Origin of the sequence: Streptomyces viridiviolaceus (genome assembly GCF_014650995.1) — a bacterium.
In the GTDB taxonomy this organism is placed as follows: Bacteria; Actinomycetota; Actinomycetes; order Streptomycetales; family Streptomycetaceae; genus Streptomyces; species Streptomyces viridiviolaceus.
In genome coordinates this window covers 1-14,552 of sequence record NZ_BMWA01000028.1, presented here as the reverse complement: position 1 = coordinate 14,552, position 14,552 = coordinate 1, and the positions used below count along the sequence as shown (strand labels likewise).

Below are 14,552 nucleotides of genomic sequence, written 5' to 3'. Positions count from 1 at the left end.
GTGGTCACGCGCGGCACCGGCACCATGTCCGACCGCCCGTCACGCGTCCCTTACCGATCAGTTGCGCGTAGGGTTCGAGGGAACGCAGAACGGCAGAGGAAAGGGTCAGGACCATGGCGCAGGAAGTACGCGGCGTGATCGCACCGGGCAAGGACGAGCCGGTGCGGATCGAGACGATCGTCGTACCCGATCCGGGGCCGGGCGAGGCCGTGGTGCGCGTCCAGGCCTGCGGCGTGTGCCACACCGACCTGCACTACAAGCAGGGCGGCATCAGCGACGACTTCCCCTTCCTGCTCGGCCACGAGGCCGCGGGCCTGGTGGAGTCGGTCGGCGAGGGCGTCACCGACGTCGCCCCCGGGGACTTCGTCGTCCTCAACTGGCGCGCGGTGTGCGGGAAGTGCCGTGCCTGTCTGCGCGGGCGGCCCTGGTACTGCTTCGACACCCACAACGCCGAGCAGAAGATGACCCTCGCCTCGACCGGCCAGGAGCTCTCCCCGGCCCTGGGCATCGGCGCCTTCGCCGAGAAGACGCTGGTCGCCGCCGGACAGTGCACCAAGGTCGACCCGGCGGTCTCCCCGCAGGTGGCCGGGCTCCTGGGCTGCGGCGTGATGGCCGGCATCGGCGCCGCGATCAACACCGGCAACGTCGGCCGGGGCGACACGGTCGCCGTCATCGGCTGCGGAGGCGTCGGCGACGCCGCGATCGCCGGCTCCCACCTGGCCGGCGCGGCGAAGATCATCGCCGTGGACATCGACGACCGCAAGCTGGAGACCGCCCGCACCATGGGCGCCACCCACACCGTCAACTCCCGCGAGACCGACGCGGTCGAGGCGATCCGCGAACTGACCGGCGGCTTCGGCGCCGACGTCGTCGTCGAGGCGGTCGGCCGCCCGGAGACCTACCGGCAGGCGTTCTACGCCCGCGACCTGGCCGGCACGGTCGTCCTGGTCGGCGTCCCCACCCCGGAGATGAAGCTGGAGCTGCCGCTGCTGGACGTCTTCGGGCGCGGCGGCGCGCTGAAGTCGTCCTGGTACGGCGACTGCCTGCCCTCGCGCGACTTCCCGATGCTCATCGACCTCCACCTCCAGGGCCGCCTGGACCTGGCGAAGTTCGTCACCGAGACCATCCAGCTCGACGAGGTGGAGAAGGCGTTCGAGCGGATGCACACCGGTGACGTCCTGCGCTCGGTGGTGGTCCTGTGACGACCGCCCGCATCGAACGCGTGGTCACCTCCGGGCAGTTCAGCCTGGACGGCGGCACCTGGGACGTCGACAACAACGTGTGGCTGGTCGGCGACGACCACGAGGTGATCGTCATCGACGCCGCACACGACGCCGACGCCATCGTGGAGGCCGTAGGAGGCCGCCGCGTGAAGGGCATCGTGTGCACCCACGCCCACAACGACCACGTCAACGCCGCCCCGGCCCTCGCCGAGCGCACCGGCGCGGTCATCTGGCTGCACCGCGACGACCTGCCGCTGTGGCACCAGACCCATCCCGACCGGGACCCCGACGCGTGGCTGACCGACGGTCAGGTGATCGAGGCCGCCGGAGCCGACCTGACGGTGCTGCACACGCCCGGGCACGCGCCCGGCGCGGTCTGCCTGTACGACCCCGGCCTCGGCACCGTCTTCACCGGCGACACCCTCTTCCAGGGCGGGCCCGGGGCCACCGGCCGCTCCTACTCCCACTTCCCGACGATCATCGACTCGATCCGCGACCGGCTGCTCGCGCTCCCGCCGGGGACGAAGGTCCTCACCGGCCACGGCGACCCGACCACGATCGGCGCCGAGGCCCCGCACCTGGAGGAATGGATCAGACGCGGCCACTGACACCCGGCCGAGACCCAAGGGCGCACCGAAAGGAAATCCCTGGCAAAAAAGGCGACAGAAGATGTCCGGCTTCCCGGGCACCCTCGACTGCGAACGTCACGAAATGGGAGGCCGGACATGTCACAACCCCTCGCGGGCAAGGTCGCACTCGTCGCCGGGGCGACCCGGGGAGCCGGACGGGGCATCGCCGTCGAACTCGGCGCGGCCGGGGCCACCGTCTACGTCAGCGGCCGCAGCACCCGCACCCGCCGCTCCGAGTACGACCGCCCCGAGACCATCGAGGACACCGCCGACCTGGTCACCGAGGCCGGCGGCCACGGCATCGCCGTGCCCGCCGACCACCTCGACCCCGTCCAGGTCCGCGCGCTCGTCGAACGCATCGCCGACGAGCAGGACCGCCTCGACGTCCTGGTCAACGACATCTGGGGCGGCGAGAACCTCTTCGAGTGGGACAGCCCCGTCTGGGAGCACGACCTCGACAACGGCCTCAAGTTGCTCCGGCTCGCCGTCGAGACCCACGCCATCACCAGCCACCACGCCCTGCCCCTGCTGCTGCGCCGCCCCGGCGGACTCGTGGTCGAGGTCACCGACGGCACCGCCGACTACAACCGGGACCACTACCGCAACTCCTTCTTCTACGACCTCGCCAAGGCATCTGTCCTGCGCATGGCCTTCGCCCTCGGCCACGAACTCGGCCCGCGCGGCGCCACCGCCGTCGCCCTGACGCCCGGCTGGCTCCGCTCGGAGATCATGCTCGACCACTTCGGCGTCACGGAGGACACCTGGCGCGACGCCCTCGACCGCGTGCCCCACTTCGCCATCTCGGAGACCCCCCGCTACGTCGGCCGGGCCGTCACCGCGCTCGCAGCCGACCCCGACGTGGCCCGCCTCAACGGCCGCTCCCTGTCCAGCGGCGGACTCGCCCAGGAGTACGGCTTCACCGACCTCGACGGCAGCCGTCCGGACGCCTGGCGCTACCTCGTCGAGGTCCAGGACCCTGGCAAGCCGGCGGACACCACCGGTTACCGGTGAGGCCACCGGCCGAAGGCGACGACCACCAAGTGCCGCGGGAACGTGGACGCGTGGACGTCTGTCGGACCGATCACCGCGCGGCTACCGTCGCTCCATGACCCACGCCACACGCTTCGAAGGATACGGAGTCCTCATCACCGGCGCCGCGCGCGGCATCGGGGCCGCCACCGCGGCGCGGTTCGCGCAGGAGGGGGCACGGGTGCTGGTGACCGACGTGGATCCGTCCGCGGCGGACCGCACCGCGGGGGACCTGCGTGAGCAGGGCCTCGGTGCCGAGGCGTTCCCGTGCGACGTGGCCGACCGGGCGTCCGTCGAGGCGGCCGTCGGCCACGCCGTCGACGCCTTCGGCAGGCTCGACGTACTGGTCAACAACGCCTACGCCTGCGCCCCCGACGCCCCGCTCTTCGAGGACGAGCCGGACGGGACCTGGGCCCGCGACCTCGACGTGACGCTCACCGGTGCCTACCGCTGCTGCCGCGCCGCCCTGCCGCACCTGGCGGCCTCGGGGCGCGGCGCGGTGGTGAGCATCGGTTCGGTCAACGGCATCCAGGACTTCGGCAATCACGCCTACAGCGCGGCCAAGGCGGGCCTCACCTCCCTGACCCGCACCCTCGCCGGCCACGCCGCGGCCCGCGGGGTCCGCGTCAACCTGGTGGCGCCGGGCACCGTGCGGACCACGGCGTGGGAGGGGCGGGACGACGAACTGGCCGCGGTCCGGCGGCTGTACCCGCTGGAGCGGGTCGGGGAGCCCGAGGACATCGCGGCCGCCGTCGCCTTCCTCGCCTCCCGCGACGCCTCCTGGATCACCGGGACCACGCTGGTCGTCGACGGCGGTCTGACCGCCGTCAACACGGGATTCCGCCAGGCGCTCCACCCCGGCGGCGAAGGGCGGTAGCGGCGCGGCCCCATGGTGCGGAACGTCACTTTTCGGTAGCGGCGCGGGGCGGCGGGCAACCGATGCCGCCGTACATCGGTCTAGCAGGCAGAGATCGCACCACATGCGAGCTCTTCCGCACATATCCGCCCTTCGACGTGAAAGGCCGACGGCCATGGGGGACATACGCAGACGGGGAGCCGTCGCACTCGGGATCACCGCGCTGGTGGCACCGCTCACACTCGCGCTCGGGGCCGCCCCGGCGCAGGCCGCGAGCTGCACCACGCAGACCGGGCCGTACCAGAAGAAGGTGGAGAAGTTCCTCGGCCGCCCCGTCGACGGCAAGCAGTCCGCCGCCGACTGCAAGGCGATCCGGGCCTTCCAGACCAAGCACGGCATCACACCGAACATCGGCTACGCCGGTCCCGTGACCTGGGGCGTGATGGATCTGATGCTGAAGCAGAAGGCGGTCGGGAAGAACCCCAACAAGTCGGGCAAATGCCCTGTCGGCAAGGGCCGTATCGCGTGCGTCGACCTGACCCTCCAGCTCAGCTGGATCCAGGACGGCAAGAAGCTCGTGTACGGCCCGGTGCCGGTCCGCACGGGCCGCAACGGCTACGAGACCCGCACCGGGCTGAAGAAGATCTACTGGCGGAACATCGACCACGTGTCCACCATCTACGACGTGCCGATGCCCTACAGCCAGTTCTTCGACGGCGGCCAGGCCTTCCACTCCGTGGGCATCAGCATGTGGAACCCGCCGGGCTCGCACGGCTGCGTCAACATGACCAAGACCGACGCCAAGAAGTACTGGTCGCTGCTGAAGAAGGGTGACGACGTCTACGTCTACGGCCGCAAGCCGGGCACCTGACGGGCGCGGGATCTCCCGGCCCGCCGGGCACATCACGTCTCCGGTGCGTCCCCGAAGTCCGGTCTCCGCAGCCGGACCCCGCCCTGCCGAGCGGACTCGTGCGCGACGATGCCCGGCAGGGTGCAGCGGGCCGCCACCCAGGCGTACCTGTTGGTGTTCGAGCAGCAGTTGCCGGCCCGGGTGTCCGAGCCGCAACGCCTGCGCAGCGCCAGCATCGTGCACTGGGGCTGGCCGACCCAGACCGCCGTGGCCACGGCACTCATCATCACCGCGCTTGCTCTGGCCACACCGCGTGGTGGCTCGTACTTCTCATACTGCGGGCGCCCGCTTCCGGCGCGGTTCACGCAGAGTCCGGCACGAGTCCGGCCACCTGAGTTTCACCCTCCGGCTCCTCCCTCGGTGTGATGTGTCCGCGGGCGGGGGCTGCGCCGCGCCCGATAACGGGTCGACGGTGAAGGGGAACTGTATGGCAGACGACGCGCAGGTCCGGGCGAGGATCGGCAAGCGCCGGCGGGCCGTCCGTACCGCTGCCCCGCCCTGCCGATCAAGCCGTCGAGACCGTCGTGCTGCCGTACACCCACTTCAGCGTGGATGTTTCGTCCCGACCGACGGTTGGCCACGTCAACGGCTGTCATGATCGACGGCCTGAAGTTGGTCGACGCGGAGCGCGACGACGACTGGCGCTTTGATCCACGTCTTCCCGACGGTCAGTGGACGGGGTACCCCGTACACAAGAGCAACCCGCTGGACAAGGGCCACCTCGTCCGCAGGCTCGATCCGGTCTGGGGAACGGGTTCCGAGGCAGAAACGGCGCGCCCCAGAGCGGACCGCACGCGAGAAGCCGCACGGCGAACCTGCCTGGCTCCACCCGCTCAGGATATGGAGCCAGGCTCCAAGAGCGCACGAATCCGCAGTCCAAGGTGCAGCACCAGCCGGTCGCCGCCATTGTCCAGATCGAGGCCGGTGATCTCCTGGACCTGCCGGAGGCGGTAGTAGAGCGAGGTGCGGTGGATACCCAACGCCTCCGCCGTACGAGGTATGGAACCGGCATTCTCCAGGAAGCACCGCAGTGTGTCCTCGAGCCGCTGACCCACCGGGCTGTTCAGCAGTATGCGCACGGGCTTGGGCAGCAGCGACGCGTTGAGCGCCTCATCAGGCAGCCGCAGCAGTACGGCGAGCTCGCCCAGCGTCTCGTAGCTGGCCATGTTCTTCAGGTGGGGCATCCGGCGTGCGGCGCGGGCAGCGACGAGTGCTTCGTCGTATGAGGTCCGTGCGTCAGCCAGGCTGTCCTGAACACCGCCGACGCCAACCACTGGGGCGGTGGATGCATCAAGGTAGGTACACAGCGTCTCGAGGATGCTGGTGGCCTGGTCCGCGAGTTCACTCTCGCCGACCGGCCGGGTGTAGCACTGCAGGAGAATTGCGCTCTCCGGGGTGACGGCCATGATTCCGGTTGCCGAACGTGACCGGCAGAATCGTTCAAGTGAGCCGCGCAGAGCCATCTCCAATTGGCCTGGTGGCTCCAGAGACGGACTCAGCTGGACGACGCTGACCACGACGTGAGGAGCGTCGGGAAGCAGCCCCTCAGTAAGTATTCGCTGGCGCGCAGAGGCGCGCGCGACCTGACTGTCGTCGACGAGCGCAAGCAGTATCTCCTGGACGTCGGTCCGCTCGGTCCCGGCGGCCAGCTGGTCCGCGTACATCTGTGCCGCGATCGCCGGCACCGCCTGCGTGATGGTTGCCGTCTCGTCCGGTGCGAGGGTGCCGTCGGGGGCGACGACCATCAGCAGCCCGACAAGGTGGCCTCGCTCGCGCAGCGGTACGCAGTAACGGGTGAGCAGGCCGATGTCGTCACGTCCGTCGATGAAACCGGGCTTCTGCCATTGGGTGACCCCCTGGTCCAGGACATACCGGATGATCTCGTCGGCGGCCCGGCCCTGCAGCAAGCTGTGGATCCGTACCGGATCGGCGTCTCCGAAGTGCTGGCTCGAACAGACGAGTCTGACCAACGGGTCGTCTACGACCACCGCGCGGCCCAACTGCGCCGCGAGCGCCTCCACCAGTCGCTGCAGTGCATCGCTGCCGACTCGAACCCGCTGCTGCTCAACCATGAGAATCCTCTCGTGAGCTGCCTTTTCTACAATCTGCGCAACCAACATGACAAATTTTCAACAATGTGAGGTCAGGTGCGCGGACAGTGGCCTCGCGAGCAGGTTGGATGTCCGGGTGAATGGAAGGGGGCCTCTGCCCGGCCGGACTACTTCGGGCGACTCCGTCCTCCTTCGTCGCTCATCCGAACCGCGACCAGCGCATATCGCGCGAATCGACCGCGCTTGGCTCGGTCGGGACGTGATCACCAGCCCGGCCGCCTCGCCGTTCGGGCGGGGGCGCGGTGAACTCGGGCAGCCGGTCGGTTCATGGCGCGGTCGCAGTTCGCTCGGTGTGTGTTGCTGACTGCTCCGGGCGCACCGCGAGCAGGTACTCGGCCACGCGATCCGGGTCGCGTCGGCGGCTTTCGTCGCCGCCTCGCCAACCTGTGGTCGGACTGGTCGTATCAGGAGCGGCCCTGCTCGGCCCTTGTACACCACGGCGCTGCGCGGTTTCGGCTGTGACGGATGCGACGCTGCCCGGGGCGCTCAGGTCGGCGGAGCAGGCTGCCGCAATGAGACCGGCCTCGCCGATAAGGGTCTCGGTCCGGCGGCGGTGGTCACGGGCTCACACAGCCCGGCAGATCGGGACTGGCCTCAGACCTGATCCGGATACGGCAGGGCCTGACGGGCTGCCTCCGTGGCGGCAGCCGCACGTTCGCGTTCCGCCTGATCCGGGGCAACTGCGCGGGCGGCGTCGCGGCGGGCCTGCTCAGCAGCAGCCGGCTCGCGCCTCCGCGCGGATTTCTCCACCTCGATGGCGGCCTGCGCACACAATTCGGTCCTCGAGGACCCGGCGACGCGTACGGTCGCTCATGGGGCCGGTCAGCTCCCGGTTGATGTCCGCCGTGATCTTCGCGCTCCGCGCGCAGCGGATGTGGACTGCGGTGCAGCAGTTCTCGCACCTGCCGCCGGTGTCCAGCCGCATCCCGTCGTCACGGCGGCAGTCCGAGCGTGCCTGCACCAGGCCCCGCCGGATCAGCCACCCGTACGGGCCGGTGAACAGGTCTTTCCGGCGATCCCCTCCAGCCGGTCGGTCAGCAGCCGCAGCGCGGCCTCCACTGCCCCGGCAGGTCCGCCAGCCGCTCGACTTCTGCCTTCGCGGCCGCCGGCCGCCTTGAACTGGTCCCACTGCCAGCCGGGCAGCCGTCCCACAGCCCCGCGACGAGCCCCGGACCGAGGTCAGGCAGGCGGACAGTCCTTGGCAACGTGGTGCGGGTCAGCGAGCAGTGGCCTCGCGAGCAGGCTGGATGTGCGGCCGGGCAGAAGGGGTCTCTGCCCGGCCGGACCACTCAGCCGAAGGAGTGGACGGCGTCGAGGATGACGCGGGTGACAGCCTTGGGCTGGGAAAGCACGACGGCGTGTGAAGCGCCGTCGATCTCCACTGTGGTTGCGGCGGCACGTTCAGCGCCGAAACGCTCGACCTCGGGGTTGATGGCCTGGTCCGCGCCGGCGATCAGGGCCCATGACGGCTTGGTCTTCCAAGCCGCCACGGGGGCCGCCTCGCCGAATGCTCCCATGCACAGCGGTCGCTGGGTGGAGGCCAGGACGCCGGCCAGATCGGCGGCGACGTCGGCAGCGAAGACGCGGGGGAACGCCTCTTCCGCGATGGTGACCTCCGTGGCGATGCCGCCGTCGGCGGTGGGGTAGGTCCACTGCTGGAGGTTGTTCACCAGCGCTGAGGCCGGGAATCGGCCCTGCAGTTCACCGACGCTCTCCTCCTCATCCAACATGTAGGCCGCGACGTAGACGAGGCCGACTACGTTTTCCGCGGCTCCTGCGACGGTAATCAGAGCACCGCCGTAGGAATGGCCGACCAGGATGACTGGGCCGTCGATCTGGGAGGCGAGGGAGGCAATGTATGCGGCGTCCGACGCCAATCCGCGCAGGGGGTTCGACGGGGCGATGACGGAGATACCGTCCTTCTTCAGTTCGTGAATGACTCCGAGCCAACTGGCCGCGTCGGTGAACGCGCCGTGAACGAGTATGACGGTGGGAGTGGGCATGGGTGCGGCTCTCTCAGGGGCTAGGGTGTGTGGGGGCTGGTCGACTTACAGGACGCAGTCGAGTCAGCGGTAATGGCATTCTGCTGAACGGTGTAGGGCATGGCATCTCCTGCTGGTGAAAGAGAAAGGGGGCAGTGACGGGAGGGAAGGCAGGCCTGTTTCACGCGTCGTGCAGCGCCGATTCCTGCCATTCCTTCGGGGTGATTCCGTAGGTTTGCCGAAAAACCCGACTGAAGTGGGAAGGGCTGGTGAAACCCCAGTGCTGAGCCACGGCGGCCACCGTGCGACGCCTGCGGCGGAGGTCCATGCGGCAGGCGTCCAGCCGTCGCTGACGAATCCAGGAGCCGACTGTGGTGCCGTCGGCCTGGAAGAGTTTGTGCAGGTACCGCACGGAGATGTGGTGCGCGCGGGCGATGGCCTCTGGGGACATGTCGGCGTCGGCCAGGTTCTGCTGGATGTACGTCTGGATGCGCAGCAGCAACTCGGACTCCGGAGGTGCGGAGCAGCGCCTGTCGTCGCACACCTCACTGACCAGCAGTGCCACGAGGTCGGCGGTGTTCAGGGCGAGCCGGCTGTTGACGGCTGTGCGTTGCGAACTCGATGTCCTGGCCAGGGAGCCGAGGAACTGGGAGACCAGCGCGGGCAGGCCGCTGCTCCCGCTGATGCGGGTGGCCGGACCGTCGCGCAATGCCTGTGCAGATGAGTCGAGCAGGTACAAGGGCACGCGGAAGAAGGCCATTTCCTGCGCGTAGTGCACGTCCGGCCGCAAGGCGCCGGCGAGAATAAGATCACCCGGTTCAAGAACGTGCTCAGAATCCGCATGGACACGCACTGCTCCGTCAGACGTGTTGATTCCCAGGTAAAGGTATGAATCCCCCCTCCCTGCGGGCCACGGCAGGCTTATGAAGGGGCCGGAATGATTTCCGGGGCCCGTCGCAGACCTGCTTTGAGTGGCGATTTTTGGCATAGGTATACTGATCGACTTAATCATGTCCGCGTCCCCGTCGTAATATTTTACGTAGTGCGAAGTATTTCGAGTGAAGTTCTAGACGCCCGAAGCGGGCGCTGTGTCATTCCGCAGAAAGAAACGCTTCCACTGTGGAATTGAAAGCCGCCGGGTTCTCGAGGAAGGGGAAGTGTGAGTTCGCCACGGCGCTCGGGAAAACGTAGAGTTGCGCGTCTGGAATCTGCCGGGCAATGAACTGCTGCGAGCGAGGATGGACGTGGCTGCCGTCACATCCGAGAACGAGTGTGGGAACGTCGATGCGCGGCAGGACGTCGCGCCAATCCTGGGCACAGTGGTCAAAGAGCAGCGGCACCGCGGCATGGGCCGGCGTTGCCTTGATCTGCTCGGCGACGAACGAGAGGATCTCCGGGTCGGGATCTCCGGAAAACATGCCGCGGACGAAGTCGTAGCGGACCCGTTCTCCATCAGGACCGGCGAGGGCAGCTCCGAGCGTGAGGAGTGTCGCCACGTCGAAGATCGCGCCGGACGCCTGCTGCTCCTCGATCGTCATCCAGGGGACCGCGGCCACCGCAGCCGGCTGGTCGACCACGACGAAGCGACGGAGCCGGCTGGTGCCGTACTGGTCGATGAAACTCCACCACACCGATGCACCCATCGACCAGCCGAGAGCGTCGAAACGGTCGAGCTCGAGGTGGTCGATGAGGTCCGCGACGTCCGCAGCGAGCCGGGCGATGCGGTAGCCGTGGTGCGGTGCATCGGAGATTCCGTGCCCCCTCAGATCGAGGGTGACGACGCGACGGGCGGGTGCCAGGCCGGCCAGCTGGTGCCGGAACATCTCCTGGGTCTGCCCCCAGCCGTGCAGCATGACGAGAGGAAGGCCGTCGCCACCGGTGTCCCGGTACACCAGACGTACGCCGTCGCTCGTTATCAGTTCGCTCACGACTGTTTCCTCGGTGCTCGTGCCGCACGTGGTTGCGTGCGGGCTTCTGCAGTATTCGACAGGTCGGAGCTGATGACAGGATCAGCTCCGGTGTACTGCATTCTCCGCCGTCGGGGCAGGCGGGCACCACCGCGCTCCGTAGAGATCGGTGGGCGAAAACTTCGTCAGTCTGTAGGGCCGGGGTGTCGCTGCTGCTTCGCCGCGCGCCGCAACAGCGGGCCCGGGCGCCGAGGTCGACCACCTCACGCGTGGCCCGTTCCTCGTCGTGTCGTGGCAAGCCGCAGACCCTACGCGGACGCGGACGACCACGCGCGAAGGCCGCGCGGTCCCCGGGGACCGCGCGGCCTTCGCGCAGGTTGCCGGCTACCGGCACATCAGGTGGTCGCGCGCACCGCGTCGCGGATCAGGTCGGCGACTTCCTTCGGCCGGGAGACGGCGACGGCATGCGAGGCACCGTCGATCTCGACGACCGTTGCTCCGGCCCGCTTCGCGCCGAAGCGCTCCACTTCCGGGTTGATCGCCCCGTCCGCGCCGGCCACGAGCGCCCACGACGGCTTGGTCTTCCACGCCGCGGCCGAGGCAGTCTCCGTGAACGTCGAGGCGGCCAGTGGACGCTGTGCCGCTGCCAGGACCTTGGTCACAGCGGCAGGAACGTCGGCGGCGAAGATACCGGGGTACGCCTTAGCCTTGATCGTGACCTCGACCGCGGGCTCCTCGCCGTCAACCGGGTACGTCTTCTCCGAGAGGTTGCTGACCAGCGGAGACAGCGGGAAACGTCCCTGCAGCTCACCGAGACCCTCGCCCTCTTCGGGGATGTAGGCGGCGACGTAGACCAGGCCGACGACGTTCTCGGTGGTACCCGCCACGGAGATGACCGCTCCGCCGTAGGAGTGGCCGACCAGCACGACCGGGCCGTCGATCTGGGAGGCCACCGAGGCGATATAGGCGGCGTCGGACGCCAGGCCGCGCAGTGGGTTCGGCGGCGCCACCACGGGAATGCCCTGGTTCTGCAGCTCCGCGATGACGCCGGACCAGCTGCCGGCGTCCGCGAAGGCGCCGTGGACGAGTAGGACGGTGGGAGTGGTGCCCATGAGTCAGTGCTCCTTGGACGGGTCGGATGGTCGCGTCAGCGGGTGTGCAGTGCGGTGCGGAGGACGGTGACGGCCTGGGTGATGGCCGCTTCGGCGGCACGGGTCTCGCGCAGGGCGTTGAGCATGACGAAGTCGTGGATGACGCCCTGGAAGCGGACGGCGGTGACCGGAACGCCGGCCTCGCGCAGCTTGTTGGCGTACGCCTCGCCCTCGTCGCGCAGGACGTCGGCCTCGCCGGTGATGACCAGGGCCGGGGGCAGTCCGGTGAGCTGCTCGGTGGTGGCCCGCAGCGGAGAGGCGGTGATCTGGGCACGCTCCGCCTCATCGGTCATGTACTGGTCCCAGAACCACTGCATGCCGTCGCGGCGCAGGAAGTAGCCGGTGGCGAACTGGTGGTAGGAGCCGGTGTCGAAGCTCGCGTCGGTCACCGGGTAGAACAGAACCTCACCGGCGACAGCGAGGCGGCTGGCGTCGAGCCCCTTGGTGGCGCCTTCGGCGACGATCCACTGGGCAACCGCCCGCACCGACGGCGAGCTCGCGCACCAGCCTGTCGTGGGTGTGGGCGTTGCCGAAGACCCAGCCGGCGCCGTGAATGCAGAGGATGACAGGCAGAGTGCCCTCGGCCCCGGCAGGTTTGACGATGCGGGCGCGGACGCTGCCCGTGGGCCCGCCCGAGACGGTGATCCACTCCTCGTCGACGTCCGGCTTGGTGATGTCGCCGGACTGCACCTCGTCGACGGCCTTGCGGCCCTCGGCCGGCGGCAGGTCGAACAGGTACGGAGGGTTGGCGGTGGCCGCGGCGAACGCTGCGGCGGCCGGCTCCAGAACCGGCTGGACCGGCTCAAAGGTCTGGGGCATTTCAACTCCTGGGACGTACGTGCATATCGGCGTTTCCGGCGATGCGCCCTTCACTGGGAACGAAGATCGGCCGGACCGTTCACGACCACGCCAGAACCGCACATACGCAGGTCATTGCACGTTGGCGCACCAACTCCGACCCCACCGCGCACGGTCGGACGCACAGTGCGCTGCCAGGCAATCTTCAGTGCGCTGCACAGAAACCGCAACGGTGGCCGCAGCCATCCCGCCAGCCGGTCCACCGGCAAGATCGCCGTCTACGACTGGAGTGCCGGGTCGCGCTGATGACAGGTGCCTTGCTCACCGCCGAGGTCGGCCGGGACTGCCGGGCCGGCCGGGACGAACCCGGCCTTGGTCAGCACTTTCTGGGACGCGGCATGGGCGTGGGCGGCGGCTGCGCGCAGTGTGCGCAGCCCGTGCCGCGCCGCCGCCGGCCGGCATAACTCCCGGACGGTCGCGGTCGCTACGCCGCGGCCGGCGACGTGCTGCGCGACCCGGTAACCGAGGTTGGCAGTGCCGTCCTCGAGGTCGTACAGGTTGAACCGGCCCAGAACCGAGCCATCCCCGGCGACCAGCACGTAGAAGGCGCAGATGCCGGCCTCTTGCTCAGCCGGCAAGGCGCTGTTCCGGTCGTCGAACTGGTCGTAGAACTCGTCGCCCCGGTCGGGAACCGAGGCAGCGAAGTAGGCACGGTTCGCCGGCTCGAAGGCCAGGACCACCGGGGCATGGCCGGCATCCAGCTGCTTCAGTTCGGGCACGGGGTCCACTCTGCACAGGCGCCGCGCCGAGGCCACCTGAGTTCCCATCAGCGACAGGCAGCCCCAAGACCATGGCACATCACGATCTACGGCTGGAGTGTCAGGAGCGACCGGTAGCCACTTCTACTCTCGTCTCATCTTCTGCACCGCGGAACGGCGCTCGGTCTCGGTGTGCCCACCCCAAATGCCGTACGGCTGCTGTGACGTCAAAGCGAATCGGCTACAGGGTTCGCTCACCGGACAGCTACCGCAGACCGCTCGGGCTTCGTCTTCGCGGCGCCGGCGGGCTCGGCCTCGTTCGCCGGCGGGCGGGAAGAAGACCGAACTGTCCATGCCTCGGCATGCCGCCTCGAGTTGCCATTCCCACACATGCAGAAGCGGCTTCGTCCGAGTCTTCATCGATCTCTCCTTCCACGGTCTCCGGCAGTACGGCTGGGCGCTTGGCCCAGCGCGGTGAGCAGCTGGTCGAACGGCACCGGCTCGAGGTCCTGCCCGGCGGGCTTCGGAACCGTGGCGAGCCCACTCATCAAGGCCGCCAGTTCACCGGCTGCCCGTTCGATTCGCCCGTGCAGCCCTTCGGCGCCCCAGTCCTCCGAGGCGGCGTACACACCGGTCGGGACGACGACGGCCTTCAGGTAGGAGAAGAGCGGACGCAGGGCGTGGTCCAGGACCAGGGAGTGCCGGGCCGTGCCGCCGGTCGCGCCGATGAGGACCGGCTTGCCGGCGAGCGCGTGCTCGTCGGTGACGCTCAGCGCGTCGAAGAACGACTTGAACAGTCCGCTGTACGAGGCGGAGAACACTGGTGTGACGACGATCAGGCCCTCCGCCTCGGTGATCGCCTCGAAGGCGTCTGCCAGCTCCTTCTGAGGAAAGCCGCTGGTGAAGGTGTGTGCGATCTCAAGGGCGAGGTCGCGCAGCTCGATGACCTTGGTGTCGGCTGGCTGGGGCTCGGGAGCAGTGGCTGCCGGCGCGGCGACCGCCGCGAGCCGGTCGGCGAGGAGCCGGGTGGAGGACGGACGCTCAGTCCCGCGGAGACGACGACGAGTTTCATCCAGTGGTCACCTCTTCGGGGGCGTGCTCGCTCTCCTTCAGGGCGAGCTGGGAGGCGTGGGTGGGCGCGTCCGGCACGTTCGCGGGCCGGTTCTTGGCGAACTCCTTGCGCAGCACCGGCACGACC

At 69.0% G+C, this 14,552-nt stretch carries 13 protein-coding genes and 4 pseudogenes; 6 read left to right on the top strand and 11 right to left on the bottom strand.

Features of this window, described 5'->3' with window-relative positions; translation table 11 throughout:
• The first annotated feature begins 113 nt into the window (after positions 1 to 113).
• The 5 genes from IE260_RS32465 to IE260_RS32445 all read left to right on the top strand — a co-directional run bounded on the left by IE260_RS32465 (position 114) and on the right by IE260_RS32445 (position 4,608).
• Positions 114 to 1,202 carry an S-(hydroxymethyl)mycothiol dehydrogenase gene (locus tag IE260_RS32465; RefSeq protein WP_189878417.1) on the top strand — a complete coding sequence of 363 codons (1,089 nt, stop codon included), beginning with the start codon at positions 114 to 116 and terminating at the stop codon, positions 1,200 to 1,202.
• Positions 1,199 to 1,831, top strand: a complete 633-nt coding sequence (locus IE260_RS32460) for an MBL fold metallo-hydrolase (protein WP_189878415.1) — start codon at positions 1,199 to 1,201, stop codon at positions 1,829 to 1,831. The genes IE260_RS32465 and IE260_RS32460 overlap by 4 nt, the downstream gene beginning before the upstream one ends.
• Positions 1,832 to 1,948: 117 nt before the next feature.
• Positions 1,949 to 2,863, top strand: coding sequence for an SDR family oxidoreductase (locus IE260_RS32455; protein ID WP_189878414.1), 915 nt, complete (start codon positions 1,949 to 1,951; stop codon positions 2,861 to 2,863).
• A 94-nt stretch (positions 2,864 to 2,957) separates the two neighbouring features.
• Positions 2,958 to 3,758 carry an SDR family NAD(P)-dependent oxidoreductase gene (locus IE260_RS32450; protein WP_189878412.1) on the top strand — a complete coding sequence of 267 codons (801 nt, stop codon included), beginning with the start codon at positions 2,958 to 2,960 and terminating at the stop codon, positions 3,756 to 3,758.
• A 154-nt stretch (positions 3,759 to 3,912) separates the two neighbouring features.
• Positions 3,913 to 4,608, top strand: coding sequence for a L,D-transpeptidase family protein (locus IE260_RS32445; protein ID WP_189878411.1), 696 nt, complete (start codon positions 3,913 to 3,915; stop codon positions 4,606 to 4,608).
• Positions 4,609 to 4,640: 32 nt separating this feature from the next.
• Here IE260_RS32445 and IE260_RS32440 read toward each other — a convergent pair whose 3' ends face one another.
• Complete coding sequence (locus tag IE260_RS32440) at positions 4,641 to 4,862, bottom strand: hypothetical protein (RefSeq protein ID WP_189878629.1); 222 nt, start codon at positions 4,860 to 4,862, stop codon at positions 4,641 to 4,643.
• A 337-nt stretch (positions 4,863 to 5,199) separates the two neighbouring features.
• Here IE260_RS32440 and IE260_RS42075 point away from each other — a divergent pair.
• Positions 5,200 to 5,361 (top strand): annotated as a pseudogene (locus IE260_RS42075) (DNA/RNA non-specific endonuclease); the annotation flags it as partial.
• Between the two features lie 119 nt (positions 5,362 to 5,480).
• Here IE260_RS42075 and IE260_RS32435 read toward each other — a convergent pair.
• From IE260_RS32435 to IE260_RS32390, 10 genes and pseudogenes are all read right to left on the bottom strand, one after another.
• Positions 5,481 to 6,719: a PucR family transcriptional regulator gene (locus tag IE260_RS32435; RefSeq protein ID WP_189878409.1), complete on the bottom strand. Its 1,239-nt coding sequence runs from the start codon at positions 6,717 to 6,719 to the stop codon at positions 5,481 to 5,483.
• Between the two features lie 1,328 nt (positions 6,720 to 8,047).
• A complete protein-coding gene (locus IE260_RS32430; RefSeq protein ID WP_189878407.1) occupies positions 8,048 to 8,761 on the bottom strand; it encodes an alpha/beta fold hydrolase in 714 nt (237 codons plus the stop codon).
• A 160-nt stretch (positions 8,762 to 8,921) separates the two neighbouring features.
• Entirely contained in the window at positions 8,922 to 9,593 is a 672-nt protein-coding gene (locus IE260_RS32425; protein ID WP_229881506.1) for an AraC family transcriptional regulator, read from the bottom strand.
• A gap of 238 nt (positions 9,594 to 9,831) precedes the next feature.
• Positions 9,832 to 10,668 carry an alpha/beta fold hydrolase gene (locus IE260_RS32420; protein ID WP_189878403.1) on the bottom strand — a complete coding sequence of 279 codons (837 nt, stop codon included), beginning with the start codon at positions 10,666 to 10,668 and terminating at the stop codon, positions 9,832 to 9,834.
• A gap of 374 nt (positions 10,669 to 11,042) precedes the next feature.
• Positions 11,043 to 11,759 (bottom strand): alpha/beta fold hydrolase, encoded by a 717-nt coding sequence (locus IE260_RS32415; protein ID WP_189878401.1) that lies wholly within the window; start codon positions 11,757 to 11,759, stop codon positions 11,043 to 11,045.
• Between the two features lie 35 nt (positions 11,760 to 11,794).
• Positions 11,795 to 12,617: pseudogene (locus tag IE260_RS32410) on the bottom strand (alpha/beta hydrolase).
• A gap of 257 nt (positions 12,618 to 12,874) precedes the next feature.
• Positions 12,875 to 13,375, bottom strand: a complete 501-nt coding sequence (locus IE260_RS32405; RefSeq protein WP_189878399.1) for a GNAT family N-acetyltransferase — start codon at positions 13,373 to 13,375, stop codon at positions 12,875 to 12,877.
• A gap of 123 nt (positions 13,376 to 13,498) precedes the next feature.
• Entirely contained in the window at positions 13,499 to 13,774 is a 276-nt protein-coding gene (locus IE260_RS32400) for a WhiB family transcriptional regulator (RefSeq protein WP_189878397.1), read from the bottom strand.
• Positions 13,771 to 14,426: pseudogene (locus IE260_RS32395) on the bottom strand (FMN reductase). The gene IE260_RS32400 and the pseudogene IE260_RS32395 overlap by 4 nt, the downstream one beginning before the upstream one ends.
• Positions 14,423 to 14,552, bottom strand: a pseudogene (locus IE260_RS32390) (5,10-methylene tetrahydromethanopterin reductase); the annotation flags it as partial. The pseudogenes IE260_RS32395 and IE260_RS32390, both read right to left, overlap by 4 nt.

Coding starts and splice junctions, on each gene's coding strand:
- IE260_RS32430 (WP_189878407.1), bottom strand. CDS start 8,761: ATGCCCACTCCCACCGTCATACTCGTTCACGGCGCGTTCACCGACGCG.
- IE260_RS32455 (WP_189878414.1), top strand. CDS start 1,949: ATGTCACAACCCCTCGCGGGCAAGGTCGCACTCGTCGCCGGGGCGACC.
- IE260_RS32435 (WP_189878409.1), bottom strand. CDS start 6,719: ATGGTTGAGCAGCAGCGGGTTCGAGTCGGCAGCGATGCACTGCAGCGA.
- IE260_RS32445 (WP_189878411.1), top strand. CDS start 3,913: ATGGGGGACATACGCAGACGGGGAGCCGTCGCACTCGGGATCACCGCG.
- IE260_RS32450 (WP_189878412.1), top strand. CDS start 2,958: ATGACCCACGCCACACGCTTCGAAGGATACGGAGTCCTCATCACCGGC.
- IE260_RS32465 (WP_189878417.1), top strand. CDS start 114: ATGGCGCAGGAAGTACGCGGCGTGATCGCACCGGGCAAGGACGAGCCG.
- IE260_RS32415 (WP_189878401.1), bottom strand. CDS start 11,759: ATGGGCACCACTCCCACCGTCCTACTCGTCCACGGCGCCTTCGCGGAC.
- IE260_RS32400 (WP_189878397.1), bottom strand. CDS start 13,774: ATGAAGACTCGGACGAAGCCGCTTCTGCATGTGTGGGAATGGCAACTC.